The organism is Borborobacter xinjiangensis (assembly GCF_047739745.1).
Lineage (GTDB): Bacteria > Pseudomonadota > Alphaproteobacteria > Rhizobiales > Rhizobiaceae > Pseudaminobacter.
Genome location: NZ_JBLLVA010000016.1, coordinates 27,859 through 51,791 on the forward strand (window position 1 = coordinate 27,859; position 23,933 = coordinate 51,791).

The 23,933-nt window shown below is 62.1% G+C and carries 21 protein-coding genes and 1 pseudogene; 4 read left to right on the forward strand and 18 right to left on the reverse strand.

The genetic code is table 11. The annotated features are described in order from the left end of the window. Positions 1-11: 11 nt before the first annotated feature. Both ACLKMW_RS16820 and ACLKMW_RS16825 read right to left on the reverse strand, forming a co-directional pair. Positions 12-257 (reverse strand): hypothetical protein, encoded by a 246-nt coding sequence (locus ACLKMW_RS16820; RefSeq protein WP_415725643.1) that lies wholly within the window; start codon positions 255-257, stop codon positions 12-14. Between the two features lie 86 nt (positions 258-343). After that, positions 344-1,045 carry a Crp/Fnr family transcriptional regulator gene (locus ACLKMW_RS16825; protein ID WP_415725644.1) on the reverse strand — a complete coding sequence of 234 codons (702 nt, stop codon included), beginning with the start codon at positions 1,043-1,045 and terminating at the stop codon, positions 344-346. A gap of 432 nt (positions 1,046-1,477) precedes the next feature. Between ACLKMW_RS16825 and ligD the strand changes: the two genes are divergently transcribed. Both ligD and ACLKMW_RS16835 read left to right on the forward strand, forming a co-directional pair. Beyond that, positions 1,478-3,376: a DNA ligase D gene (gene ligD, locus ACLKMW_RS16830; RefSeq protein WP_415725645.1), complete on the forward strand. Its 1,899-nt coding sequence runs from the start codon at positions 1,478-1,480 to the stop codon at positions 3,374-3,376. 102 nt (positions 3,377-3,478) lie between these two features. Then, on the forward strand, positions 3,479-5,140 hold the full coding sequence (locus tag ACLKMW_RS16835; RefSeq protein WP_415725711.1) for a PHP domain-containing protein: 1,662 nt from the start codon (positions 3,479-3,481) through the stop codon (positions 5,138-5,140). A gap of 21 nt (positions 5,141-5,161) precedes the next feature. Here the strand turns inward: ACLKMW_RS16835 and ACLKMW_RS16840 are convergent. The 4 genes and pseudogenes from ACLKMW_RS16840 to ACLKMW_RS16855 form a co-directional block, all read right to left on the reverse strand. Then, positions 5,162-5,455 (reverse strand): annotated as a pseudogene (locus ACLKMW_RS16840) (hypothetical protein); the annotation flags it as partial. Between the two features lie 607 nt (positions 5,456-6,062). Next, positions 6,063-6,491 carry an HNH endonuclease gene (locus ACLKMW_RS16845; RefSeq protein ID WP_415725646.1) on the reverse strand — a complete coding sequence of 143 codons (429 nt, stop codon included), beginning with the start codon at positions 6,489-6,491 and terminating at the stop codon, positions 6,063-6,065. A 411-nt stretch (positions 6,492-6,902) separates the two neighbouring features. After that, a complete protein-coding gene (locus ACLKMW_RS16850) occupies positions 6,903-9,140 on the reverse strand; it encodes a relaxase/mobilization nuclease domain-containing protein (protein ID WP_415725648.1) in 2,238 nt (745 codons plus the stop codon). Continuing rightward, positions 9,137-9,544 carry a hypothetical protein gene (locus tag ACLKMW_RS16855; RefSeq protein WP_415725649.1) on the reverse strand — a complete coding sequence of 136 codons (408 nt, stop codon included), beginning with the start codon at positions 9,542-9,544 and terminating at the stop codon, positions 9,137-9,139. Before ACLKMW_RS16855 ends, ACLKMW_RS16850 begins: the two co-directional genes overlap by 4 nt. A 491-nt stretch (positions 9,545-10,035) precedes the next feature. Here ACLKMW_RS16855 and ACLKMW_RS16860 point away from each other — a divergent pair, with 491 nt between their 5' ends. Both ACLKMW_RS16860 and ACLKMW_RS16865 read left to right on the forward strand, forming a co-directional pair. Further along, positions 10,036-10,716, forward strand: coding sequence for a ParA family protein (locus tag ACLKMW_RS16860; RefSeq protein WP_352442680.1), 681 nt, complete (start codon positions 10,036-10,038; stop codon positions 10,714-10,716). Beyond that, positions 10,713-11,120: a hypothetical protein gene (locus ACLKMW_RS16865; protein WP_352442679.1), complete on the forward strand. Its 408-nt coding sequence runs from the start codon at positions 10,713-10,715 to the stop codon at positions 11,118-11,120. Before ACLKMW_RS16860 ends, ACLKMW_RS16865 begins: the two co-directional genes overlap by 4 nt. 118 nt (positions 11,121-11,238) lie before the next feature. Here the strand turns inward: ACLKMW_RS16865 and ACLKMW_RS16870 are convergent, their stop codons facing one another. The 12 genes from ACLKMW_RS16870 to ACLKMW_RS16925 form a co-directional block, all read right to left on the reverse strand. Next, positions 11,239-11,580, reverse strand: coding sequence for a hypothetical protein (locus ACLKMW_RS16870; protein WP_128304909.1), 342 nt, complete (start codon positions 11,578-11,580; stop codon positions 11,239-11,241). Positions 11,581-11,637: 57 nt separating this feature from the next. Next, entirely contained in the window at positions 11,638-11,961 is a 324-nt protein-coding gene (locus ACLKMW_RS16875) for a DUF736 domain-containing protein (RefSeq protein WP_006205585.1), read from the reverse strand. Positions 11,962-12,663: 702 nt separating this feature from the next. Then, positions 12,664-13,197 (reverse strand): hypothetical protein, encoded by a 534-nt coding sequence (locus ACLKMW_RS16880; RefSeq protein ID WP_415725650.1) that lies wholly within the window; start codon positions 13,195-13,197, stop codon positions 12,664-12,666. A gap of 288 nt (positions 13,198-13,485) precedes the next feature. Next, complete coding sequence (locus ACLKMW_RS16885; RefSeq protein ID WP_415725712.1) at positions 13,486-13,905, reverse strand: hypothetical protein; 420 nt, start codon at positions 13,903-13,905, stop codon at positions 13,486-13,488. Beyond that, on the reverse strand, positions 13,895-14,155 hold the full coding sequence (locus ACLKMW_RS16890; protein WP_352443212.1) for a type II toxin-antitoxin system prevent-host-death family antitoxin: 261 nt from the start codon (positions 14,153-14,155) through the stop codon (positions 13,895-13,897). Before ACLKMW_RS16890 ends, ACLKMW_RS16885 begins: the two co-directional genes overlap by 11 nt. Positions 14,156-14,218: 63 nt before the next feature. Next, complete coding sequence (locus ACLKMW_RS16895) at positions 14,219-15,160, reverse strand: DUF2493 domain-containing protein (protein ID WP_415725651.1); 942 nt, start codon at positions 15,158-15,160, stop codon at positions 14,219-14,221. A gap of 249 nt (positions 15,161-15,409) precedes the next feature. Next, positions 15,410-16,468 carry a DUF7146 domain-containing protein gene (locus tag ACLKMW_RS16900; protein ID WP_415725652.1) on the reverse strand — a complete coding sequence of 353 codons (1,059 nt, stop codon included), beginning with the start codon at positions 16,466-16,468 and terminating at the stop codon, positions 15,410-15,412. 12 nt (positions 16,469-16,480) lie between these two features. Continuing rightward, positions 16,481-20,932, reverse strand: a complete 4,452-nt coding sequence (locus ACLKMW_RS16905) for a strawberry notch-like NTP hydrolase domain-containing protein (protein WP_415725653.1) — start codon at positions 20,930-20,932, stop codon at positions 16,481-16,483. A gap of 518 nt (positions 20,933-21,450) precedes the next feature. Next, positions 21,451-22,029, reverse strand: a complete 579-nt coding sequence (locus tag ACLKMW_RS16910; protein WP_415725654.1) for a hypothetical protein — start codon at positions 22,027-22,029, stop codon at positions 21,451-21,453. Between the two features lie 211 nt (positions 22,030-22,240). After that, the gene (locus tag ACLKMW_RS16915) at positions 22,241-22,645 is read right to left on the reverse strand and encodes a hypothetical protein (protein ID WP_415725655.1); all 405 of its coding nucleotides are present in this window, start codon (positions 22,643-22,645) and stop codon (positions 22,241-22,243) included. Between the two features lies 1 nt (position 22,646). Beyond that, entirely contained in the window at positions 22,647-23,039 is a 393-nt protein-coding gene (locus ACLKMW_RS16920) for a hypothetical protein (protein WP_415725656.1), read from the reverse strand. A gap of 105 nt (positions 23,040-23,144) precedes the next feature. Then, entirely contained in the window at positions 23,145-23,927 is a 783-nt protein-coding gene (locus ACLKMW_RS16925; protein WP_415725657.1) for a hypothetical protein, read from the reverse strand. Between the last annotated feature and the right edge of the window lie 6 nt (positions 23,928-23,933).

A 23,933-nucleotide genomic window follows, 5' to 3' on the forward strand; every position in this document is an offset into this window, starting at 1 on the left:
CATCACCGGCCCTATGAATGGAGCCGTGGTTCTGCGGCCACGGCTGTTTTTAAGTCGAACGCGACGGGCACACCGTGAATAATGGATGCTGCCGCCAGCAACTCCTCCAGGTCGCGGTCGGTAGCCTTGCATACCGGCATGAGTGTTCGGATGGCGCGGATTGCCTGTTCGATGGAGAGGAAGTGGGCCTTGCCTCTAGAAAGCACATAGGCTTCGGCGGCTCTTTCAACCGTGACTGTGTGAAAAGTGTGGGTCATCGAGAATTTCCTCCCTGAAACCCTGACCAACACGATTTTACAGCAGGAACTCAGCAGCCTTCAAGGTTATGTCTGATTCCGGACAATTAGGCCGGAGCTAGGCCGAAACGACTTTGCTCCTCCTCGCCGTAAGCACCATGTGTGAGTTTTATCATTCCAACGCGGTCGACAATCGTGATCTCGCCGCGCTTGGCGTGAACCAGCCCCCGATATTCAAGCATCTGGAGGGCGGTGGTAACCCCGGGGCGCCGAGCGCCAAGCATGGTCGCCAGAAACTCATGCGTCAGGTAGATCTTGTTTCCTTCGGCGCGGTCTTGAACCATCAGCAGCCAGCGTGCCAGCCGCTCCTCGATTTTCGAATGGCCGTTGACGAGTGCGGTCCGGGACGACTGGATAAGAAACGCGTGGGCATAGCGAAGCAGTGACTCACGAAGGGACAGGCTTTCTGCAATCGCTGAGCGAAGGTTTTCTACCGGGAGGATCCAGCCATGACCTGCGACTTGGATATAGGTCTCATTGGGAGACCTGTCTTGGCCGAGAATAACGGCAACCCCTGTCATGCCATCGTGGCCGACGATCCCGACTTCGCTTTGCCGCCCACCGGTCATGGTGGCGACCACCGACGCGATGCCCATCTCTGGAAAATACACACGCTCGATCGGCTGATATGAGACCTCAAGCTGGGCTCTGATGTTCAGTTCGATGTGATGCATTGACGGCTGCAATAGCGCGAAATCCTCTGAAGAGAGGGCTTTCAATACATGGTTGCGAAGAAGGGATTGGGGCATGGCTCTCTCCCTGACGGGCAAGAGCAGGTACCCTCTTACTGTCGGCTGCATCCGAAGGATTTGGCGGCCGATGTAAAAGCATAGGCTTCAAATGCGCGATTAGCAAAGGATCCGTCGCTGGCGAAAAGCTGGGGAAAGTCGGCTCCCTCGGTGGTAGGCCCAACGGGCTTCTAAAGCCGATGGCACAAAGCGGATACGCTGAGGCGGCATTTGAGGGCACGTTCCTGCGCTTGATTATGGCCAGTGAGCTGTGCGCGCAAATTGGGAAGATGGAAGGGGCCGGACCCAGGAATCACGGCCTCAGGCCGAGGCGCTAATCAAGCGAGCCGACAAAGATCGCGAAAAGCTCAATACGCCCTGCAAGGAAACTAAAGAAGTAGTCGCGCGTTGGACGCGGAACGCTATTCGTCTCTGAGTATGGTTTAGGTCAGAGTGGTCAAGCCAACGTTGCGTAAGGCATTCAGTGGGTCGAGCGCTAGTCGAGCGAAGTCGCCCGCTCGTGACGAGGTCACTTTAGCGCCGCCTGCTTTCCGGCCGGTCCAGCTCGCAACGCTGGTGGACAGGGTCCCTGCCGGCGATCGTTGGATCCATGAGATGAAATACGACGGCTATCGCGTTCTCGTTGCCGTCGGCGGTGGCGAGGCGCGAGCCTACACACGATCTGGTCTGGATTGGTCTAGCCGTTTTCCCTCGATCCTCCTCGAGGCTCGCAAGCTCAAGGTGCGCTCCGCCCTGATTGACGGCGAGGCTGTAGTTGTCGATGCGGAAGGAAGATCTAGTTTTCAGGCGCTTCAGAAGGCATTGAAGGGTGCGCCGCCGACTATCGACTTTTATGCGTTCGATCTGCTGCAGCTCGACGGGGAAGATCTGACAAGACTTTCTCTTCTTGAGCGCAAGGCGAAACTGGAGGCGATGTTGCCAGCGAAGAATCCGGTCCTTCGTTACTCCGACCATATCCTCGGTCGCGGAGAAGAGCTGCTTGATCGGTTCTGCGCAGCCGGCCTTGAGGGCGTCATCTCAAAGCTCGCGGATTCGAGTTATGTGGGGGCCCGAAGCGCAAGCTGGCTAAAGATCAAATGCATCAGGCGGCAGGAATTTGTGATTGTCGGCTGGACGCCGTCCGACAAGGTCCGCGCGTTTCGGTCCTTGATCCTTGGCGTTCATGACGGCGGCAAGCTGCGTTACGCCGGTAAAGTCGGCACCGGCTTCGATACCGCCGAACTTCTTCGCCTCTTGAAGATCATGGCGCCGCTTGAGCAGAAGGCCGCGACGGTCGACGCACCACGCGCCGAAGTGCGCGGCGCACACTGGCTGCGTCCCAAACTGGTCGCTGAGATTGCGTTCACCGAAATGACAAATGAAGGGACGTTACGACATCCGAGCTATCTTGGTCTCCGCGAAGACAAGAAGCCGGAGGCGGTCGTGCTCGAGACGGAACGTCATGCAAGCGACCTCGCGGCATCTGCGACGACCGCCATCGCGATAAGCAACCGTGACCGCGTCATCTATCCGGAGTCCAACATCACCAAGGGACAGCTCGCCGACCATTACGCAGCGGTCGCGGCGATCATGCTTCCTTGGGTTGGCAGCCGGCCGATCAGCCTGGTTCGATGCCCACAGGGCCGCGCGAAGAAGTGCTTCTTCCAAAAACACGACGCCGGCAGCTTTGGCGGCAAAGTCCACCAAGTTGGCATCACGGAGAAGGACGGGCACGAGGAACCATATCTCTATGTCGACGATGCCGACGGATTGATGACGTGCGTCCAGATGGGAACGATTGAGCTGCATGGATGGGGGGCTCGGATCGAGGATGTCGAAAAGGCCGACCGCCTCGTATTCGACCTCGACCCCGACGAAGGCCTGGATTTTGAGGCTGTCCGCGCGGCTGCCTTTCAGTTCCGCGCTATACTTAAATCGCTCGGGCTTACTACTTTCCCGATGCTGACGGGAGGCAAAGGAGTGCACGTCATCGCGCCCCTCACCCCTGGCGCCGAGTGGCCAGAGGTGAAGGACTTCGCGTCTCGCCTGGCGCAGGCGGTCGTCCAGAGCGATCCGGCCCATTTCACGGCCGTGTTGTCAAAGGCGCGCCGCAAGGGTCGCATCTTTGTGGACTATCTACGCAATCAACGCGGGGCGACCGCGATCATGCCCTACAGCGCAAGATCACGTCCGGGTGCTCCTGTCGCCGCACCGATCACCTGGGCGGAAATGAAGACAATAGATGCGCCCTCTCATTTCCACGTGGGCGATGCTCCTGAATTAGAGAAACGCGCGGCCTCCAAAACTATGGCGGGATGGGGTCGCGCTGACCAATCCTTGCCCAATCTGTAGCCTCCGGCGCGGGAAGTTAAAGCCGGGATTCAAAGGGCAACGCGGCGCTCATGGCCTTGCCTGATTGGAACCTGCGGAGACCGGCGTCGTTTGGCTGAAGCCATGGCAAAAATCGATCCGAGGACCGTCGCCAGTCTTTTGAGGGAATACGCGCAACGATCGTCCATGCGCGACGACAATCCGTATCGCATAAAGGCTTACATGCGCGCGGCAGACAGTCTGACGGCGCTGTCGCAGCCGCTTGATCGCATCATCGCCGCCGGCGCCCTCACCAAGATCCCGGGGATCGGTGACGCGATCGCAGACATCGTGACCAAGCTCTACCAAACCGGCACGCACCCAAGCCTCGAGAAACTGCGCGAGGATGTTCCAGCGGGCGTGATGGAGCTGTTTGCCATACCTGGGCTTCGTCCCGATAAGATACTGAAGCTTCATCAGGCGCTCGGCGTGAACTCGCTGGCGGAGCTCGAGGCCGCAGCAAGAGAAGACCGCATACGCCCAGTGAAAGGCCTCGGCGCCGCGCTTCAGGTAAAACTCCTGCAGAACCTGGCCATCGTGCGAAGCGGCGAAACACAACTTCACCTGCACAAGGCCGCCGCGCATCTCGAACATGCGGTCATATCGGTGAAACAAGAGCATCCAGAGTTTTCGCGCGTCGAAATTGCAGGTGACTTTCGGCGCGGTTGCGAGCTCGTTTCCGACTTCGCCCTGGTAGCGCAGGGCAGAAAGTCGACTGGATCCGAGGATACGACCCTCAGGCTTGTTGTCTCTGACAGGAAGCACTTTGGGGCGAGCCTGCTCGAAGCAACCGGTTCGGCAGACCACCTTGAGCAACTGAAGACGTTTGCGGCCGACAGGGGATTCACCCTAAATGCGGACGGGCTTCATCGCGGGAGAAAGCTGATCGCGTCAGCGACAGAAGAAGAGATCTACCAAGCGCTAGGCTTGCAGTTTATTGAGCCTGAACTGCGCGAAGGCAGGGGCGAGATCGAGCGAGCGGCAAAGCAGAAGCTACCCGCCCTGATCCGGGATGAAGATCTGCATGGCATCCTGCATTCTCACACGACCGCATCCGATGGCATCGAAACGCTTGAGGCAATGGCTGAAGCCACGCGCAAGCGCGGTTTCGAATACTATGGTGTCGCCGATCATTCGCAGTCCGCTCACTACGCCGGCGGCCTTTCGGTGCAGGAGATTGCTGAACAGCACCGCGAAGCTGACCGGCTGAACAAGGCATACAATGGAAAATTTCGCATCCTGAAGGGCATCGAGGCGGACATCCTGGCGGATGGCTCGCTCGATTACCCGAATGATATCCTGGAGCAGTTCGATTTCGTCGTCGCGAGCGTGCACAGCCGCTTCAACTTGCCCAAGAAGGAGCAGACGGAGCGTATCATTGAAGCGATCGGAAATCCTCGGACGACAATCATCGGGCACATGACCGGTCGCCAGCTGTTGCGCCGGCCCGGTTATGATCTCGACGTCGACAAAGTGCTCAAAGCGTGTGCGAAAAACGGCGTCGCTGTCGAAATCAATGCACATCCGTGGCGACTCGACCTCGACTGGCGCTGGCATCAAAAGGCACTCGATCAGGGCTGCATCTTCAGCATCAATCCGGACGCTCATTCGATCCGCGAGCTCGACCACATGCATTGGGGTGTCGAGATGGCGCGCAAGGGCGGAGTCCCTGCGAAGCGGGTCTTGAATACAATGCGTTTGACGGCTCTCCTTGCTCATCTCGCACGCCGCAGGCAAACGTTCTGACCTGCTTGTGCGCCCGGCCTCTCAGCGGAGGAGTCCGTCATTCTCAAAATCTTCCCAGCCGCGCAAACTGGAATGCGAGTTCTCATCGGGGCCATGGCCAGTTGAAGCTGCAGTTGCGCGACCGCTTCTTTGAACACGTTTCATAGCGGCCTTCTCCGCGGCTCGCCGCCTGTTCTCTGCAGCTGTCGCTGCATCCTGTTCGCGCCATACCGTGACCAGGTCGCGGTCAAGCACATCCTCCACGCGCTGCGGGTCGAACACGTGAAAGGTGATGTTCCTTGCCCGTCCGCGGAGTTTCACCGTTTTCGTCCCGGCATATAGCCCAATTCGTTAACGACGGCCGGCATTCAAGCTCCTGTCAGACTTGAGGGACGGTCGGAAGCTCCAAATCCAAGTCTCAAGCATGAACAAATTATTAAGCGCAAGCATGTAAAGGTTAACACCACGACAACCATCTCAAGGCACCGTGTGCGTCGTCGGCATTTGAAAGGCACATCGCAGGAGCTAACCTATGTATCAGATTTTCCGCGACTTCCTGGCGGATAGCGCAAACTTCGTGAGCGTCGCGACGGCGTTTGTAGCGATCGGTTATTGGCTGCGTCGCCGCAGGCGCTCACCGAAATGATTCGGATTCAAGCGAAAGATTTCTAGCGGTTTCGGCGGATCAGTCCGGATCGATGAACATCCCGCACAGAATGCAGCGGGTGCCGTTCCAGCCAGTAGGACCGCAGTTTGGGCAGTCGTAGGAGCTGTGCACGTTCTCGCCCTTTGGCCTATAGCCTGTCATCCCACCGGGCCCCCTCAGATAGTAGAAACGATCGTCTTGACCCACCACCTGGAGCCCGGGGCCGATGAGAAGTGGCCTGCCACGCATTTCCGGCTCGCGCTGTGGCTCATGCTCAAGGGCGAAAGCGGCGGCAAGCTACCTCATTTGTTCGGGCGACAGCTTGCCCTCCTGGGCAGCGGCCAGAACCCGGCTGAAGGACGTGTTGAGCTTGCGATCTGAAAGGAACGTGTCGTGTAGCTCCTGCACGTGGTCAGACTTCTCGATCCCCTTTTCCAAAATCATAATGAACATGGGCGACGGCTTGAATCGATGGGCACCCTTGTCGCGGTTGCAGTCGCGGTGCGACGGCCGCAAATTCGCCCATGAATTTAGGTCGAAGTCTTCCGGCAACCCCATCGCCTTCAGGATGTTTTTCAGGGCCGGATGCTCTGCCAGGCTTTCCGGGATAACGTGGTCGACTTCCATTTCGGCCAAGCTGACCGGCTCGCGGCAAATCCAGCACTTTTCACCGTGGGCGGTGAAAATCGCGTACCTTTGCGCCTGCGTGAAGTTGGTCTTCGCCATCGCCGCCACATAGTGCAAATGCGGAAATGAAAAAAGCCCCCTTTACGGGGCCGGCGAAACGAATGCGTCTAGCTAGGTAGTAGCCTCCGCCATTGCCGTGCCTCCGGCAATGCTCAAGGCTTAGGGCATTCGTTACGCCTCGAACATATGGGCGCAGGGCGCACCATTGGACGCAGAAATCAGGGCGATGACGGGAGCACGAAATCTGCTGCGGGAAATTGTTTCGGCCCTTCGCGAGCGCCTGGAGCAAAGTGTAAACTAGCGCGCAGCCAGGTGCCGGCAATGTCTGCTTTCAGGTCGAGGCTCCTGCCTCATCAACGACCGACATCAGGCGCATTGCTGCCATCCAACTTGATCATTCTGTGACGATGCGTCGTTTTGATAGACCTCAGGACGCTAGGTTGGCCTTGCTCAACGCTCGTAATCGTTATCGTTTGAGCGCTGGGTCTTCCGGTCCTGCTCTTCCGACTGCCCCGCCTTCTGTTTGTTGTCCTTCTGCTTGGCTCTCACCTGCTCCTGCTCGGTGCCTGTGCGCGGCTCGCCCGGCTGGCGGGGATCGTCCCGCGTTGGAAGATCTCGCCCTCGCGCCTCGCGCTCGGGAATTGGCTCCTCACCGCCACCACCACGACGCTGTTGCTGCCGCTCGAATTGCAGTCGCGCCAGACGGTCGTGCATCTTGTCGTTGACCTCTTCACGATACTGTTCGAACTGTCCTTGATGCGCCGGCGGCAGCGTCTCGCGCATATTGTCCAGAGCCTGATTGACGCGGGCCATCTGACGTCGCATTTCCAAGGGGGTGTGCGCCATGTTCAAATCTCCTATCAGTGCATTCAATTCTCTCATACCGGGATGGGACAGGAAAGACTTCTGCCCTAATTGATCAGCTCCGCGACCCGCAGGACCTGGCTGCCCCTCCCCTGTCCGATCGCCGCGGAACTGGAGAAAATTGTTGCCGATCGACTCCGCCGCCGTGAGAGCCTGACCGACTATCCCCGCGGTCCGCATCGTCGTCACAGTCTTTTGCCATGCGGCTGCGATTGCATCGCCGTTCACGACAAGGGATTGCACATCGAAACGGCGTTGCCGTTTGGCCTCCACGCGCTCGATCGTCCTGGCGCTGACTTGGTAGCGCGGATCGCTCTGGGCGCGGCTGTAGGCTCCGGCATGCTCCTTCGTGAATGGCCGCGTCATCGCATGATCCATGCGCCGCGTCGCCACCATCGCAATGCCGTTCTCGCGTGCTTTTTCCGCAAAAGTCTCGCGCCAGGCTGCGAGATCAGGCTTGTAGAATTTCAGGCGCTCGCCGTCGGCAGAGCGCGCCTGCACCATCGCATGGATATGGACGTGCTTGGTGTCCTTGTGATGCGCCAGGACGAACTTGTATCCTGGCGCTCGCTCCTCGAGCACGGCGCGCGCCGCGGCCATGACGGCGTTGGCATCGGTGCCGGCCCTTGCCGAGAAAAGCAGGTGATAGGCATTGCGGCGCTCACGCCCCGAAAACTGCGGGCGCCATTGTTCGTAGACTGAAGCCGCAGCCTTCGTGGAGTTCTTCACCCAAGGCACCGGCTCGCCATTTGCGTGACGGACGTGACTGTGGGTGCGGATGAACTTCTGCAGGAAATATTTTGCTTTGGGTTCACGGCTCACAGCCGCCGTTACCTCTGCCCTGGCGACCACCCCCGCCGCGCCCATGGTTTCAGACAACCGCGCCTCGATCTTGTCGAGCGCCTTGCTGCGCGAATTCTCCCGACCGCCGGCCAGGACCTTGGCGAGCGGTCCAGCCCGCACATCGGTGTGCGCGTAAACCTCCACCGTCTGTCCGTCCTGCGCATAGATGAACGGTTTTGCACCGAATGCCTTGTTCAGCGCCTCGCTCACGGCGGCATCGGTGACCTCGCTGGCGAGCTCGAAACGAACCTCCAGAAAATTGGTATTTTCCAGGGGCGGCTCGAACGTCTCGCAAAACGTCTCCAGGAACGCCTTTCTTGCGCCGCCTGTCGCAAGCATCTGCCCATCCTCGTCGAAAATCTCGATGTCGTGTTTCTCGCCCTTTTCGTCCTCGCGCTTGCCGATGTAATTGAGCAGCCGCGCGGCGGCTTCCCTGGTCGACGGAGGATTGGGCATGACCTTGAACACGGCAGGCTGCGCGCCCGCCGCATAGCCTGCCCTCGCCGCCACAGCCCGCGCCTGATAACCCGCCCGCGCCGCTCGCCCTGTAGCGCTCGCGCGACCCGCGCCACGGCCACCGCCGCCGCCGCGCCGCTTCCAGTCTTCCTCCTCCTCTTCCGGCCGGAAACCGGCGAGCGTGGCGCCATAGACCATGATCGGCGCGCTAGGGGCTCTGGGCGAACTCGCAGCAGCAGTAGACTTCGGTGCCCTGCTGGACATGGAACTCCCCGAAGCCCCCAATCCTCCCGGCGACGAACGAGGGGTGTTGCTGCCGTCACCTAGCGTCGACCCGGCCTGTCCTTGCCCGAGGCGTCCGCCGCCACCGGTTCGCCCATAACTCTTCATCGCCTGGAATTCACCGGCCTCGCGTCGGGCGCCCGTCACGGACTTGTCGTCGTGGAGCTCCTCACGCTTCACGTCGGACTCGCCCCGCAGATAGCGTTCGATTTCGGCCGCGTAGCCAGCAAGACGACCGCTCATGGCCTGGCTTCCCTCGCCTTGCGTGACCCGCCAGTCATCGCCTTCAGTTCCTCGCGAAACTGCCGCACCAGGTTGCCCACGGCGATCAGCGCCTGCTCAAGATCCTCATCATGGGCAACACGGCCGTCGTTCATGGCGCGCACAGCCTGATTGAAATTGACACCGACGCGCCGCAGTTGATCGGTCATGTCCACGATCGCCGGCCGCAACGCCTCCGACGCAATAGGCAGATGCCCGGCCTCTGCCCGCACAAGACGCCGCACGACCTCGCTTACGGTCACGCCGTCCCGCTCCGCAATGGCTTTGAGGCTGGCCAGCTCGTCAGCCGAAAACCGGATGTGTGTCACCTCGCCGTAGCGCCGTGACGCGTTCTTTACCGCTGCTTTCTGGACGTCTGCATCCATCTCTCAAGCCCGCTTGCGGGCGCTAAGGCCCGCCAGGGCCGCGCCGCCTGTTTTGTGTGTATCACAAAACAGGCTATCCTGCCAATAGGAAGAGGAACGATTTTCGGGCGCGCGCCTCTCCTCACAGGCGCAGTTGTCAGCGGCAGCGGCGCGGGCGAAATGTGCCCATCGTGATTTGATGCGATGTGTCTATGATGCGTTGACGACTTGTATCCATGTTAACATGGATACACCGGCACTATGCGCGGCCGGAAAAGCTTGGTCGGAAATGCGCATTCGATGGGCCACCGGACCCCTTCTTTGCTGAAGATAGCAGCTGGGCAAAAACTGCCCCTTTAGCGAGCCCTTATTGATGCGCGCCTGGGTTGCCAAACCAGCCTTCCCCGTCGACAATGTCACCATGTTTCGACCGTGACATTATTCTATCCATCCATGATGACTTGTTTCCATGTTAACATGGAAACAAGGAGACAACGCCGGAAGGAGGCCCCATGATCATCTCCGCTGCGATCCCAAAGGGCGGCACTGGCAAATCGACGATGCTGCGCACCCTGGCATCCGTCGCGCTGCATAGAGGGTACTCGGTCACTCTTATCGATGGCGACCGGCGGCAGAACATGAACCGCTGGTTCCAGATGCTCGGCGAAGCTGGCAATCGTCCTGACAAACTTACGATGGTGAGCGCGATGACGCCGCAGGAAATCCTTCGCGCGGCAGCCACTCACAACGGAGAACGCTCGGTCGTCTTGATCGATACGGAAGGCACCACAAATGACAACCTCATGGCCGGGCTCTTCGCGGCCGACATTGTCGTCGTGCCGGTCTATTTTGCCCTCGACGATGTGACCGCCGCCATCCAGATCACCGACCACTACATCCCGCTGGCGGTCGAGAGCCGGGGTAGACCGCTGCCTGCGATATTCGTGCTGACCAAGCAGACCATCATCGATGGCAGGGCGCGAGCCCTGACAGAACTGCGCGCCATCATCCAGGCCAACGGGACACCGATTGCGGAACACGTCCTGCACAATCGCGTTGCCTACCGCGACCTTCAGACCGGGCAGACCCTTTACAGCCCCGAGGTGCCCGACGCGAAGGCGATTGCCGAGAGCGAAGGGGTCTTCGACGACCTTCTGCAAACCTTCATCGAAGCCACAAGGAACGCGGCATGAGTGAAGAAACCGCACCTAAAGCCGGTGACGACAAGAAAGCCCGCATGATGAAGGCGATCTCCACGCAGCCGCCGGCGCTGCCCAGCATGTTCATCCCACAGAAGGCCGAGCCATCAGGGATCAAGGAGCAAGCTACGCCCCAGATGCAGGAACCGACAAAGCCATCCCCGGCAGTCGGGCCCGATTTCCGCAAGCTGCTGCGGCAGGGTCAGAAAAAGGACCCCATCGCCGGAAAGAAGATTCGCGAGGAGGAGATGATCCGCTGCGGATACTATCTGACGGCCGTGGAGCAGCGCCAGTTCAAATTGCTGGCGATCAGCAACGGGCACAGCATGACCGAACTGCTGCGTAAGGCCGTGCAGGATTATATCCGCATACATAAGCACAAACTGCCGAAGGAATAATCGGCGGTTTTGGAGTCGCTCTCGCATGCCGTGACGGGTGATGTTAGTGGCTCCTTTGCAACGTGCAAAAAAAGGGCCCGCGACGGAACACTCCGTCGCGGGCCCTGAGATGTGTTGCCTACTTGGGATGGTTGAGGTGTTTTAGCACTTGGCCTAGGATTGTGTCTCGCACCGGACGCCCGCTGGCTGCCGCTTTGTCGTCGACCAGCTTTGCGGCCAGTTTGGGCGACAGCGGGATGAAGTCGTAGCCGTGTGAGATGGCTGCGCGGTGAAGATCCTCAAGCGTTTCGAACGCGCGATCGTGGGTGCCGAGCCAAAGACCGGGCTCGTCGGTTTCTTCGTGCGGGAACGCTTGCAGGAAGTAGGTCCGAAGTGGTGGATCGTAGCCGATGACAGCGTCTGGGTCCGAGCGGCCCTGTCCGGTGACGGTGCCAGTGACAGTGATGGTGTAGCGGCTCATTGCAACCTCCTTTTGCCGGTGGGGAGCCGGCCCCTTGCGGGGCCGGCCACCGATGCCTCACTGGGGGTTGTTCCAGAGGATGACCTTCTTGTTTTCCTCGCCACCCGGGGCGGGAGCGAGATTGCCGAAGATCACGCCGATCTCGGGGGCTTCCAGCTTGACCGAGAGGTACTCCTCGCCCGAGCGCTGGGAGATGCGGTGCCAGCCGGCTCCGATCTCGAAGCCCGTGCGCTTGTTGACGATCCGGTAGTCGGGGGCGTCCTCGCGCGACTTGTTGGTGTTCGGGATCAGGGTGATCGGGGCGTTGACCCGGAGCGTGGCGAAGACGCCTTCCATCGAGCCGTCGGCCTTGGTGGTGAGGTTTGCGATCGTGGTGGCCATGGTAGTTCTCCTTCGGTTGCATCGGGACCATTCCCGATGGCGCCAAAGGAGAGGGCCGTCCTGCTGCGGTCATCTCGGCGAAAATTCTGGAAAATTCTATTTGCCGAAAAATTGCGGGCAGGCCCTTCGCCTGCCCGCAGACAAAAACAGAAATCGAATTTTCCTGAATATTCGCCGAGTGTACCCCCAACGGGGGTTGACCGCACAAAGCAGGCGGTCGTCTACAAAGGCGACATGAAACGGGAATGGCCCCGGATGCGACCGAAGGAAAAGAACTCAGGCCGCCATCGCTAGAGCGCCGACGCAACGCTGCCGGATCGCAGGAACATGCTGCAGCCTCTCGGGTCATGTCGTCGGCATCGCCAACACATCGAACAGCAGCCCGGCGCGTGGCCGCCTTGCATGTTCGGTCTCGCGGCAGAGTGGTTTCGAGATCGGAGCCGGCTGGCAGCGGCCTTCACGCCCCTCGGGGACGATACCGCGCAGTCAGGTTGGATGACCCGGCAAGCCAGGATGTTGTTTGGCACGCTTGCACCCGCTTCAGAGGTGAGAAGCGTCAAGATGATCATCCGCACAACGCCCCGCGGCTCTGCGCGTGGACCGGTTTCGAAAGGGGCCGGCTCCGTCCGCACATACAGTGGATTAGGCGGCGCGGAGCCGGATCAACATATCGGATTGAACCCGCCGGGCTGTCGGCAGCCATCATCCTGGCAACGTTAGACGCTCCTCCGGCATCATGCGGGCTTCGGCTTGGCGGCGAATGTCCGAACCGGCATGGCGGAGCATGGCGCACCAGTCCTCCACATTGTAGGTCGTTGCCATCCGGCCCCTGGCCAGATCGTAAATGACGCACGGCTTGTTTGCGATGGCGAGCCGAAGCACGTTGACGGCCGTACCGGGTGATGCGCCGTTCCAGACCATCATGCCAAAGTCGGCGCGCCGCGCCATCTCCCGGTCCTTGGCGGCGTCGTACCAAGATCCATGCGTGCCTCCAGGTGACGGGACATGGTAGGCGGCCCAGTCGCCCAGATTGTTGCGGGGTTCCTTGCCGGCATGGAAGACCCCGACATGCTCGTACTTGTAGCCGGCGAGGAGGCCCTGCGCCTCGGCATCGGCTCCAGGCGCGTCGCCAATCAGCACGCCGTGCTCGGCAGCAACGATTGCGCCGATGCGAGCGATGGCAGGTTCCGGCAGCTCGAATATCTCGCGTGATCCACCTATGAATATCATCGACATGGTGACTTTCCCTTCTCTCCCGCGTCCCCCGCCCCGCGCCGGCCGCCCTCTCCCCTGGCCCTGCGCGAGGGATCGTCACCCGAAGGCCGAGACGGCAAAGCCGGCTCGGGAAGCGGCGGGACGCCGCGACGAGAGCCCGGTCGGCCGCAGGCCGGCGCGCCCGGATCCTGCAGCTGCCGGAGGCGCTACGCGCATCTGGCTAGTGGCGCTTCGCGCTGGAGCTAGTGGTCTTGTCGGCCAGCCAGAGCTCCCGTCCTGGATCGAGCGCATGGCCGCGAAAAGAGAACGTCAATCCAGACGGCTGACGCGGCGGCCCTCGCTGCGCGCTTCGATAAAGGCGCCTGCGATCTTCATCATGAATGCCTTGCTGAAACGACCGAGGGGCTTACCGTCGGCTTCGATGTACCAGGAGCGTTCGGCAATATCGTAGTTGTATTCGTCAACCACTATCCAGCAGCGTTTGAGATCGGTCAGACCGGCGCGGCGGCACTCGATAGCGGAGACCTCCAAACCGACCCGATCGCTGGTCGGTGGCTGGGTGGTTATAGCCAGGAGCGCGAGATGGGTCAGGCCATCTCTTGCGCCGTGGACAGCGATGACCACGCAGGTCGGCCGGCTCTTGCGGCCTTCCGTTTCGCCGCGCTCGTATTGCCATGCCCAAAGATAAGGATAGGAGATCACCTGACCGGGCAGAAATCTACCGCTCATCATCGTATCCTTCCCCGCGCGCCAATCGGTCGATCTCGGCGGCGAAGAGTTCCGTGTGTTCCTCCGGCATCTCGGCGACATGGTATGCGCGGCGGGGATCGCCGCCGATGCGCATCCGTTCGTAGTGCTCGTAACTCATCAGCACGAACCGGGGTTTCCGGTGCTTGGTAAGAATAACGGGTTCGCGGCTGGCAACGTCGGTGACGTCGCCAACCTGCTTGTTGAGATCCCCCGTCGTGAACTGGCGCATGGCTAGACTCCTTGATCGATCGCCATATTATCTGGATTCGCCAGATTTGCAAGAAAACGGCGCTCACGCGCCGCCCTCCGCGAACCGCCAGACGGGGATGCCGAGCCGACGGGCCTTGTCGGCAAGGTTGTCGGTAATGCCGGAGCCGGGAAAGACGATCAGGCCGTAGGGCACCACGGAGAGAAGCTGGTCGTTGCGGCGGAACGGGGCTGCCTTGGCGTGCCGGGTCCAGTCCGGCTTGAAGGCGATCTGGGTGACCTTGCGGTTCTCGGCCCAGCAGGCGGCGATGCGTTCGGCGCCGCGCGGGCTGCCGCCGTGGAGCAGGACCATGTCGGGATGCTTCTCGCGAGCCTTGTCGAGCGCGTCCCAGATCCTGTCGTGATCGTTGCAGTCGAGGCCGCCGGCGAAGGCGATCTTGGTCCCTGCTGGAACGAGCACCTCGGTTTCGGCGTGTCGGCGGGCGGCGAGGAAGTCGCGGCTGTCGATCACCGAAGCGGTCATCGCCTGGTGGCTGACCTTGGAGCCGGTGCGCGGTCGCCATGCCGATCCGGTTTGTGCCTCGTAGAGATCGGCGGCCTCATCGCGCATGATTTCGAGCACGTTGCGGCGCTCGATATAGCTGATGCCTTCCGCGGTCAGCCGCTCCAGCTCGACCGACTTCACCTCCGAGCCGTCCTGCTCCTGCTGACTCGAGCGCTGCGCCTCCTCGTTGCGGTCGAGGCTGCGGGCGACACGCTCGGCGGCACGGTGGAAGACGTTTGCGAACGACCAGAGCAGGTCGTCGAGATCGGGTTCGAGCCTGGTGTCCCCGAGCATGCCGGCGAAGGTTTCTACGATCCCGGCAAGGCCGGCCCTGATCACTTCGTCGTCGGGCAGCGGCCGGGGATCGGGTTCGTCCTGATGCGGGCGATGCCCGTACATCTGCAGCTCGAGGATGACGCGGTCGGTCGGCGATGAGGCGTGGTAGGGCTCGTAGCCCTCATCGAAAGGAAGTTCGTAGGTCATGGCTGTCTCCGTCGGTTGTGGCCGCGCCCACCGCGGCCTGACCGCGAAACCCGGCCGCGCCCCGGGCGCGGCTGCACCGAAGGCCGGAGCGAAGCGGAGGACGGCGCAGCCGTTGCGGCCGTGACCGGGGGGTGGCAGGGATCGCCTCTCAGGCAGGCCGCGGGCGCGGCCTCTCCGATGGAGCCCCGGCCATGTGCCTGCGAGGCTTCCGGTGAGGGCGCCCCTGCCCGCTTGCCGGCCCGTCCCCGGTCATCCGGGCGGCAGGAAGCGACGGGCATCGTCCGGGGCGAGCTGATCGCCGAGCCGTGCCACGAGATGGCGCGGGCCGAGATGGCGCAGATCGTCGTTGAAGTCGCCAAGCTGCGGGCGCAGCACCATGGCGAGGATGCCGGCCTCGCCTGCGCGCTGACTGAGACGGCGGATGCCATTCCTGCCGGCGGCGTCCGCATCGGCGGCGATGTAGAGACGACGGCAACCAGGCGGGAAGGTCAGGCCGGAGAGGTGATTGGCAGAGGTGGCGGCGGCCACCGGCAGCGCCGGCATCACCGTGCGGAGCGACGCCATCGTCTCGAAACCCTCACCAGCGGCCATGACCGGAACGGGTGTGCCAGGCTCGAGGCCAAGCCAGATGGCGTTGCCGAGAAGATTGCCAAGCGAGCGGCGTGGATCGGCCAGTTGCGCCTTGCCGATCTTGCCGTTCGGATCCAGCCCAGAGGACAGGTAAGTGCGCTGCAGACCGGTGATACGCCCGTCGAGAGAAGTGACGGCCGCGATCAGCGCGGGGAGCGTCTGCGTCTCGCCGGTGACGAGATCGCGGTAATAGCAGCCGGGGTGGAAGCGCAGGGCGCGCTCGCGCGCGGTCAAGAGGATGCCGCGGCTGGCAAGATAGCGTTCGGCCAGCGTGCCGGCGACCCGCTGCGCCATGGCGAACAGACGGCGTGCGGCATCGGAGGAGCCGCGCACCGCGGCAGACTGGCGGTCGGCGCCAGAGATTTGCGACTGCGGTCGCGGCATTGCGAGAAACCGGCGGGCCTCGTCCGCGACATCGCGAAACTCGATAAGACCGCAGCTTTCGCGGATGACATCGAGCAGATCGCCGAACTCGGACGTCGCTTCGTCCACCCATTTGCCTGCCGCACCCTTGGCGTTGGCTTTCAGCCGCACGTGCATTGAGCGGCCGCGGGTGTTGCGCGCGTCGCCGATGATCCAATGGTTGCCAACGCGTCGGCCATTGGAGAGATATTCGCGGCACACCGCCTCGGCATGGTCGCCAAGGCGGCGCGCCAGCTCGGAGGCCGAGCCGGTCATGATCGCCTCCCCTCAAGCCGCCGCCGTGCGATCGGTGACGGCGACCAAGGGGTGGCGCTCGAGAAGCGAGGCGAGCACGGCGGAACCCTGCCCGCCTGTTGGAATGAACAGCCTCAGCTTCCAGGAGATGATTTCGGAGATCAGGCCCAGGGCCTTGAGCCGTGGTACCATCGCCTCGGTGAAGCCGATCAGCTCGACGCGCCAGTCATTCATGACGCGGCTACGGCGTAAGACCAGACCGTCGGCAAGCTGAAGGCCGATCCGACCGTCGACCAGGCCGGTCCAGGCCTCATCAGGCGTCAGTGTCGGCACATGGTCGATGCCAAGATTGCGCAACATGGTCGCGACCAGCGTCGGCGCGATGTGGCGGCCGATGATGCGTTCGCCCGCATCGGTCTGGATGCGGTAGACTTGGCAATCATGGTCGGGCAGGCGTCGCCAGATCGGCAGCAGCAGGCCGGTGACAATGTGGAATGTGCTGGTGGTGAACTCCGGCACCGCGGCGACCTCCGCCTGCCACAGTTCGCTGAACAGTTTGCGGTCGGCCGCCTGCCAATGGGTTTCGGCAAGGGCGTCAAGACCGAAGCGCACCTCGTCGGTCGGGCGCAGCAGACGTGCGCGGTGCTCGATCGTACCGTCGTCGAGCATGAGGCTGGCGGTCGGCAGCTGGATCGCTGCCCGGCTCGACCTGGTATTGACCAGCAGCAGCGATTGCGGCTCTGCCCGGACAATGGCAAGTGCGTCCGCCAGGCCGAGGGGTCGGGTACGATCCTTGCGCGCAACAGTCAGAACATGCGACTGCGCGCCGGAGACCGGATGCGTGTAGATTATCCGGCGATCGGTGACGACGATGCTCTCGGCCGTGATCGTCTCAAGCCCCTTGTCGAAGGTGCCAGCGGCGATGGCGCCTTCGACCTTCGCAGCCATCAGCTGCTCAAAGACCTCGAACAGCAGGTTCTGAGTTTCGATGCGCAGCGCGAGCAGCCGGTTGAGCCAGGTGGTGATCGGCGGCAGCTCGTCGCGCAGCCCGCCCTCGTCGGTGGTCAGCGACAGCCCGGTCACCGTCTCGAAGGTGGTGAGCGAGCAGCCCTCGATCTTGCCCTGATGCAGCAGATAGTGGAACTGGCGCAGTGCTGCGCGGGCATAGGAGCTTTCCAGATTGTCCTCGGAGCGGAACAGCCCTGCCCCACCGGTCTGGCGCTGGCCGCGTGTGATCGCACCCAGCGTGTCGAGCCGCCGCGCAATGGTCGACAGGAAGCGTTTGCCGGCCTTCACATTAGCGGCCATCGGCCGGAACAGCGGCGGCTGCGCCTGGTTCGTGCGATGGGTCCGGCCGAGTCCCTGGATGGCGTTGTCGGCGCGCCAGCCGGCTTCGAGCAGATAGTGCTTGCGCAGCCTCTGGTTCCTCGCACCGAGATCGGCGTGGTAGGAGCGGCCGGTGCCGCCGGCATCGGAAAAGATCAGCACGGACTTGTCGTCATCCATGAAACTCTGCGTCTCGGCGAGATTGGCTGAGCCCGGCCGGTTCTCGACGGCGAGCCGGTCGATGCCGTCGCGGCCAGTCTTCCTGACAATGCGGCGGGAGCGGCCGGTTACCTCCGCAACGATGTCGGTGCCGAAGTGGTGGAGTATCTGGTCGAGCGCGCTGCCAACCGATGGCAATATGGCGAGCTTTTCGACCATCTCGTCGCGGCGGCGCACAGCCTCGCGGCATTGGACGGGGTTGCCGTCGGCATCATGCACAGGCCGCGAATAGACGTTTCCCTCCGCGTCCGAATATTCCTCGAACAACTGCGTCGGGAAGGAGTGCATCAGATACTCTGCTACATACTCCCTCGGAGTGACATCAACGTGGAGGTCGGACCACTCCTCGGTTGGTATCTCGGCCAGCCGGCGTTCCATCAGCGCCTCGCCGGTGGAGACGATCTGCACCACCGATGAATGACCGTCGGTGCGGTCCTGCTCGATCGCGCCGATGAGCGTCGGCGTCATCATCGAGGTGATGAGGTGAGAAAAGAACCGCTGCTTGGTGCTTTCGAAGGCCGATCGCGCCGCCGCCTTGGCGTTGCGGTTCAGCGTGCCGGTCTCGCTGGTGATGTTGGCCGCCTCGAGCGCGGCGGTCAGATTGTTGTGGATGACCTGGAAGGCGTCCGCATAGGCATTGTAGATGCGGATCTGTTCTTCGGTGAGTTCATGCTCGAGCAGGTCGTATTCAACGCCGTCATAGGAAAGCGAGCGTGACGTGTAGAGCCCGAGCGACTTCAGATCGCGGGCGAGAACTTCCATGGCGGCGACACCGCCATCCTCGATCGCAGAGACGAATTCGGCGCGGTTGGCGAACGGGAAATCCTCGCTGCCCCAGATGCCGAGGCGCTGGGCATAGGCCAGATTTTCGACGGCGGTAGCACCCGTGGCCGAGACATAGACGATGCGGGCATCGGGCAGTGCATGCTGGATCCGTAATCCTGCTCGACCCTGCTGCGAGGGCGCGACGTCGCCGCGCTCGCTTTTGCCGCCGGCGGCGTTCGCCATGGCGTGAGCTTCGTCAAAGACAATGACGCCATCAAAACCCTTGCCGACCCAGTCGATAATTTGTGCGATGCGGGACTTTTTGCCGTCGCGCTCCTGGGAGCGCAGCGTGGCGTAGGTCGTGAACAGGATGCCTTCGGCAAGGCGGATCGGTGTCCCCTGCCGATAGCGCGAGAGCGGCTGGACAAGCAGGCGTTCCTGGCCGAGTGCGGACCAGTCACGCTGAGCGTCCTCCAGCAGCTTGTCCGACTTCGAAATCCAGATCGCACGGCGGCGGCCTTGCAGCCAGTTGTCGAGGATGATGCCGGCGACCTGCCGTCCCTTGCCGCAGCCCGTGCCGTCGCCCAGAAACCATCCACGGCGGAAACGGACGGCGTTCTCCGCACCATCCGGTGCGGCGGAGACGACGTCGCAGGTCTCATTGACGCTCCAGGCACCGGCGAGATGGCCGGAATGGGCTTCACCGGCATAGATGACGCTTTCGATCTGGGCGTCCGACAGCAGGCCCTCGTCGATGACTCCATCAGGCAGGAGCGGCCGGTAGGATGGTTTTGGCGGCGCTACCGCGGCCATTGCCGCCGACTGGACCAGCGGCGTCGGATGAGGTTTGGTACGTGGGATGTCGATCGACTGGAGCGCGTAGGGCTCGTAGATCGTGTCGGAAAGCCGCCCGCCCTCTTCCGGCATCCAGTCGCGCAGTTCGTAAGCGAGTGGAACGACGGAGGTGCTAACCGGGATAGCCGGACGGGCGGGCTTCGCCCGGGCAATCGTGGGGACTGGCCGCGGCTTGGGGTCCGAGGCCGTGGCAGCGATAGACGCTCCCGCTGCTACGCGTGCCGCCATCTGCATGGTGGCATGGCGCAGGATCCCGCTCGACAGTGCGCCGATCGAATCCGGGAACCCGCCCGGCGTGCGGGGTGGGAGGTCGGAGATCCAGGAGAGCAGCGTCTCGACATCCAGCGCCTTCCCCGGTGATGCCGGGAATGAGGTCGGGTCGGGCGCCGGACTCTTGTCGATGATGGTCAGGCGGGTTTCTGCCGTAGTCCCATGACGGGCATAAACACGCCCGTCGATTGCAGCGGTGAAAAGGACCCTGCCCTGCTGCTGCAGCCGTTCGAAGGCGGGCCGCCATTTGGGGTTTTCGGGAGAAAGGCCGGTGCCTGTGATGGCGACCAGGCGACCGCCAGCGCGCAGTCGCGCAAAGGCGGACGACAGATGCCGCCAAGCCGCATCGGCGACATGGCCGTCGACATAGGCTCCCACCGTAAAGGGCGGGTTCATCAGCACGACGGAGGGTTCGACCGCTGGATCGAGATGATCGTCGATATGCGCTGCATCGTGCCGGGAGACCGCACCATCGGGGAATAGCAGGCCGAGCAGATCGGCGCGTGTCGCGGCAAGCTCGTTGAGCACGAGCGAAGCCCGGGCGATGTTGGCATGGACGGCGAGAAGGCCGGTGCCAGCCGACGGTTCGAGAACGAGGTCTGAACAGGAAATCGCGGCAGCGTGTGCGGCGATAAAGGCGAGCGGCAGCGGGGTCGACAGCTGCTGCATGGCCTGACTCTCGTCGGAGCGCCGCGTGTGCGTGGGAACGAGCTCTGCGATGCGTTTCATCATCGCCAGGGCCGCCTGCGGCGAAGATGAGCGAGAGAGGATCGCCGAGCCGAAGCGGCGGAGGAATTGAACCTGGGCGGCTTCGAGCGCCTCGTAGGCGTGCTTCCAGACCCAGAAACCTTGCGCATCCGTGCCGCCGAAGCTGTCCGTCATGGCGCCGCTAAGGACTGCGGTGCTGATGGGTTTGCCCTGTTCAAGGAACGGCAGAAGCTGGGCCGCCGCCTGGTAAATCGCCTGGGAGGCGTCGACGGCGCGGGGTGCCGACGCGGTGAGGGGAGCGGCCGTGTGGGAAACGGTCGATGTATTCGTAACAATGTTCATGGGAGATGTCCTTCGAGCGAGAGTGTCTGCCCAGCCGGCGCACTCTCTCCGCCCGGCAAGGCCGCACTCCTCCCGGCCCCCACTCGCCCTCCGCTGTTTCGCCAAAGACGGCGGGCACGTCACTTACAGTGTGCCGCCACGCTCAGCGCATTGACGGTTACGCGAGGCAGGCCGTTGAAGCCTGCGTCCAGCTTGTCGAGCGCTGCTGGACCCCCGGGCGTGATCGAAGTAAACGAACTTCGATTCGTTGACCGGATCGGCTCTCACCGAGGACCAAATCTATGAGACGGCCTGCCCGACCTTTCGTCGTGGAAGTGAAGAAGAAGCGTGGCAATGTCGCAAAACGACATTTGATCTGGGGCGACCTAGACTTTGCCGTTATCGCGAACGATCGGTCTGCCGCTGTTCCGGATGTTGCCGAGCCAGAGCTTCCGCAAAACGAGATGGAACCTGAGGTCACAATCGCGCGAGCGCGACCTGATGAAGTTGCAGAAACGGCCATCTCGGCAAAGAGCGATTCATTGCAGGACTGCGAAAGGGAGCAGGTCGAACAGCCTCCGGCCGTCGCCATGACGGAGGTCACTCAGCAACATCCGGCAGCTACATCGCGTAGATGGGCCAGCCGCCGTAATGAAAAGACATGGCCGCGTGGGCAGCGTTGGAAACGACGTCTTCCAAAGGCGTTGCGGCCCTAGGTGGACAGCTGGTCCTGCTCGGGATCCCGGCGTTCCCCTTGCCTTCTCCACGGCCGCCATCGCCCTCGGCAGCCAACGCTCGAAATCCACTACCGAAGCGCCCGTGGGTCGAGCGACGAAAGCGAGCTGGTCGAGCAGTTCTGTGAAGTGGTCGGCCTTGCGTTGGATGGTCTCGTCGAATTGCGATGGCACTGGGATGTTCTTACCCTCGTAGGCGGCGCCACCGCCTTTCCAGATCCCCGTGACATAGGTGGGCCCAGCGCATTCATGGTCCGGCAGTTCACACGACCAGTCGTCGTCCTCGATGGCAAGGCGACATGCTTCCTCGGACGTGGCGGCATTGTAGACGGCGTGTCGGTAGTAGGGCATTCGGTAGGTGGTTTCGATGGTGAATCTCGGCATGGTCTTGTTCCGATCATGAAAAAGCGATGCCCGACGCAGGCGCCGGGCAGGGAAAGGAAGGCGGCGGTTTCGTTCTCGTCGAAGAAGGGTGTCGTCGTCAGGGCGACACGTCGAGCGGCGGCTGATCAGGTCGAGGTATTGATCTCCCGCCACCACCGACGCGCTCGTCGGGCCTCGCATTCTCCAACCAGCCCTGCAGGATTGTTTCGACTCATCGCAACATGTGGACGGCATCGCAGAAATCGGCGATCGTCTCGGACTGCCTCACGTCTTTGGCCAGACGGTCGAGCGTCCCGTCCTTCTCAGCGTCGAGCAGAAGATCGCCAAGTCGATGGAGAGTAGGCCTGCGCTCCCTTTGGCGGATCATCGTGTCCGCGACGATCGCCACACAGGCGTCCAAGCTGTAACGGAAGACGCCGTTGAGTTCCTCGGCGCGCATGGAAGCCTCTTTGTAAGTCGCGAAGAGTTCCAGCTCCAACGCGAAGGAATAGCCTGGCTCGCCAAGAACCGCTATGCCGATGGCGAACCGGTCGTCACGGCTGATCGGCGAATGAATGGCGACGTAGCAGAAGATTTTGCCTTCGAAGCGGGTTTGCTCAGCTGTCGTGTCGATCATCTCACTGGCTCCGATGTTCTTCGGTTGTCGGCGTTTCCGACATCATGGTTGGGCGGGCAGCCTCGACGGCATCGGATTTTCCGAGCCAAGCATCGAACTCGGCCTTCTGGCGGGTCCGCGTTTGTCGGGCGACTTCGGGCAAGCCGCGGGTCGGAACATCGGCGAGCCGGTCTGCGGCGGCCTCGATGGAGGCCATGTTGAGATAGCGATGAAGATTGGCGGCCAGACGGGCGTTCTTTTTCGAGCGGCGCAGGATCACCGTCGCGACTTCGTCTCCGTCATAGTTTTCGAAGCAATTGTCGAAAGCACGGGTCGGACGTCGTCCGTAAGCGATGACCTGAGCGGCGTAATTGACGCGACCGCGGAAATTCTCCGGATCGTTGAGGCGTGACATTGGGTTTCTCCCTTGTTGGAGGTCTTCGTGAGGTGGCTCGAAAAATGGAAAAGCCCGGCGGGACCGGGCTTCGGGCGATGGCGCAGGGAAACGTCACGTTTGAGGTCAGATCCGCTGATCGTTCGAGGACTGGTTGATCATGTCCTCGAGCCAGTCGGTCGCGGAGCGTATTGCCCGGTCGATGCTATCGCTTCTCCCGCCGCCTGCCGGTCGTGCAGCCTGAAGAGCCTTGCGGGCCGCGGCCGGGATCGCGAGAATCGCGTTCATCACCTCATGAGCGGCATCCTTCGAGACGAAGTCGCCGATCGCGGAGGTGGTGTTCCGGTCCACCCCATAGAGGGACCAGAATGCACGGAACTCTCGCCCTGCCTGCGGTGACCTGGCAAGTTCAGCTTCGAACTCGTCCTCGTCGCGGTAGGAAGTCACCTGACGATCACGCTCGATGCAGGGTCTCACCTCGTAATATTCGAAGGCCAGCGTTTCGCGCATCGTGGGAAAGAGCTGGTCACGGAACGATGGTGCGTCACCCGCAGGCGGTTTGGCGACGACAGTCGACGTCGCGCTAACATCGGCACCGCGGTCAGCGCCGATGTCGTCCGCATAGTTGCTGTGGTTGGAGGGGCAGGTTTCTGGCGTGTGCAGGAATCGCGGGTGCGGTGCGGATTGATCGCCAGAGAGGTAGTCGACCGTTATCGGACCTCGCTGACAATGATCGGCGATCAGGTCGGCGGCGGAATTCCAGACGACGATGTGCGAAACGCCGGGCTGCTCGCCGAAGCCAGACTGGGCGAGATCAGCGGCGACGAAGTGATAGTCTACGGGTCCGGGCTCGGGCGTATAGCTCTCTTCATCGATGATGAAGGCGGCAAAGAATGCTTTTCTGACCATGGTATT

Coding starts and splice junctions, on each gene's coding strand:
- ACLKMW_RS16820 (WP_415725643.1), bottom strand. CDS start 257: ATGACCCACACTTTTCACACAGTCACGGTTGAAAGAGCCGCCGAAGCC.
- ACLKMW_RS16825 (WP_415725644.1), bottom strand. CDS start 1,045: ATGCCCCAATCCCTTCTTCGCAACCATGTATTGAAAGCCCTCTCTTCA.
- ACLKMW_RS16835 (WP_415725711.1), top strand. CDS start 3,479: ATGGCAAAAATCGATCCGAGGACCGTCGCCAGTCTTTTGAGGGAATAC.
- ACLKMW_RS16845 (WP_415725646.1), bottom strand. CDS start 6,491: ATGGCGAAGACCAACTTCACGCAGGCGCAAAGGTACGCGATTTTCACC.
- ACLKMW_RS16850 (WP_415725648.1), bottom strand. CDS start 9,140: ATGAGCGGTCGTCTTGCTGGCTACGCGGCCGAAATCGAACGCTATCTG.
- ACLKMW_RS16855 (WP_415725649.1), bottom strand. CDS start 9,544: ATGGATGCAGACGTCCAGAAAGCAGCGGTAAAGAACGCGTCACGGCGC.
- ACLKMW_RS16860 (WP_352442680.1), top strand. CDS start 10,036: ATGATCATCTCCGCTGCGATCCCAAAGGGCGGCACTGGCAAATCGACG.
- ACLKMW_RS16865 (WP_352442679.1), top strand. CDS start 10,713: ATGAGTGAAGAAACCGCACCTAAAGCCGGTGACGACAAGAAAGCCCGC.
- ACLKMW_RS16870 (WP_128304909.1), bottom strand. CDS start 11,580: ATGAGCCGCTACACCATCACTGTCACTGGCACCGTCACCGGACAGGGC.
- ACLKMW_RS16875 (WP_006205585.1), bottom strand. CDS start 11,961: ATGGCCACCACGATCGCAAACCTCACCACCAAGGCCGACGGCTCGATG.
- ACLKMW_RS16880 (WP_415725650.1), bottom strand. CDS start 13,197: ATGTCGATGATATTCATAGGTGGATCACGCGAGATATTCGAGCTGCCG.
- ACLKMW_RS16885 (WP_415725712.1), bottom strand. CDS start 13,905: ATGAGCGGTAGATTTCTGCCCGGTCAGGTGATCTCCTATCCTTATCTT.
- ACLKMW_RS16890 (WP_352443212.1), bottom strand. CDS start 14,155: ATGCGCCAGTTCACGACGGGGGATCTCAACAAGCAGGTTGGCGACGTC.
- ACLKMW_RS16895 (WP_415725651.1), bottom strand. CDS start 15,160: ATGACCTACGAACTTCCTTTCGATGAGGGCTACGAGCCCTACCACGCC.
- ACLKMW_RS16900 (WP_415725652.1), bottom strand. CDS start 16,468: ATGACCGGCTCGGCCTCCGAGCTGGCGCGCCGCCTTGGCGACCATGCC.
- ACLKMW_RS16905 (WP_415725653.1), bottom strand. CDS start 20,932: ATGAACATTGTTACGAATACATCGACCGTTTCCCACACGGCCGCTCCC.
- ACLKMW_RS16910 (WP_415725654.1), bottom strand. CDS start 22,029: ATGCCGAGATTCACCATCGAAACCACCTACCGAATGCCCTACTACCGA.
- ACLKMW_RS16915 (WP_415725655.1), bottom strand. CDS start 22,645: ATGATCGACACGACAGCTGAGCAAACCCGCTTCGAAGGCAAAATCTTC.
- ACLKMW_RS16920 (WP_415725656.1), bottom strand. CDS start 23,039: ATGTCACGCCTCAACGATCCGGAGAATTTCCGCGGTCGCGTCAATTAC.
- ACLKMW_RS16925 (WP_415725657.1), bottom strand. CDS start 23,927: ATGGTCAGAAAAGCATTCTTTGCCGCCTTCATCATCGATGAAGAGAGC.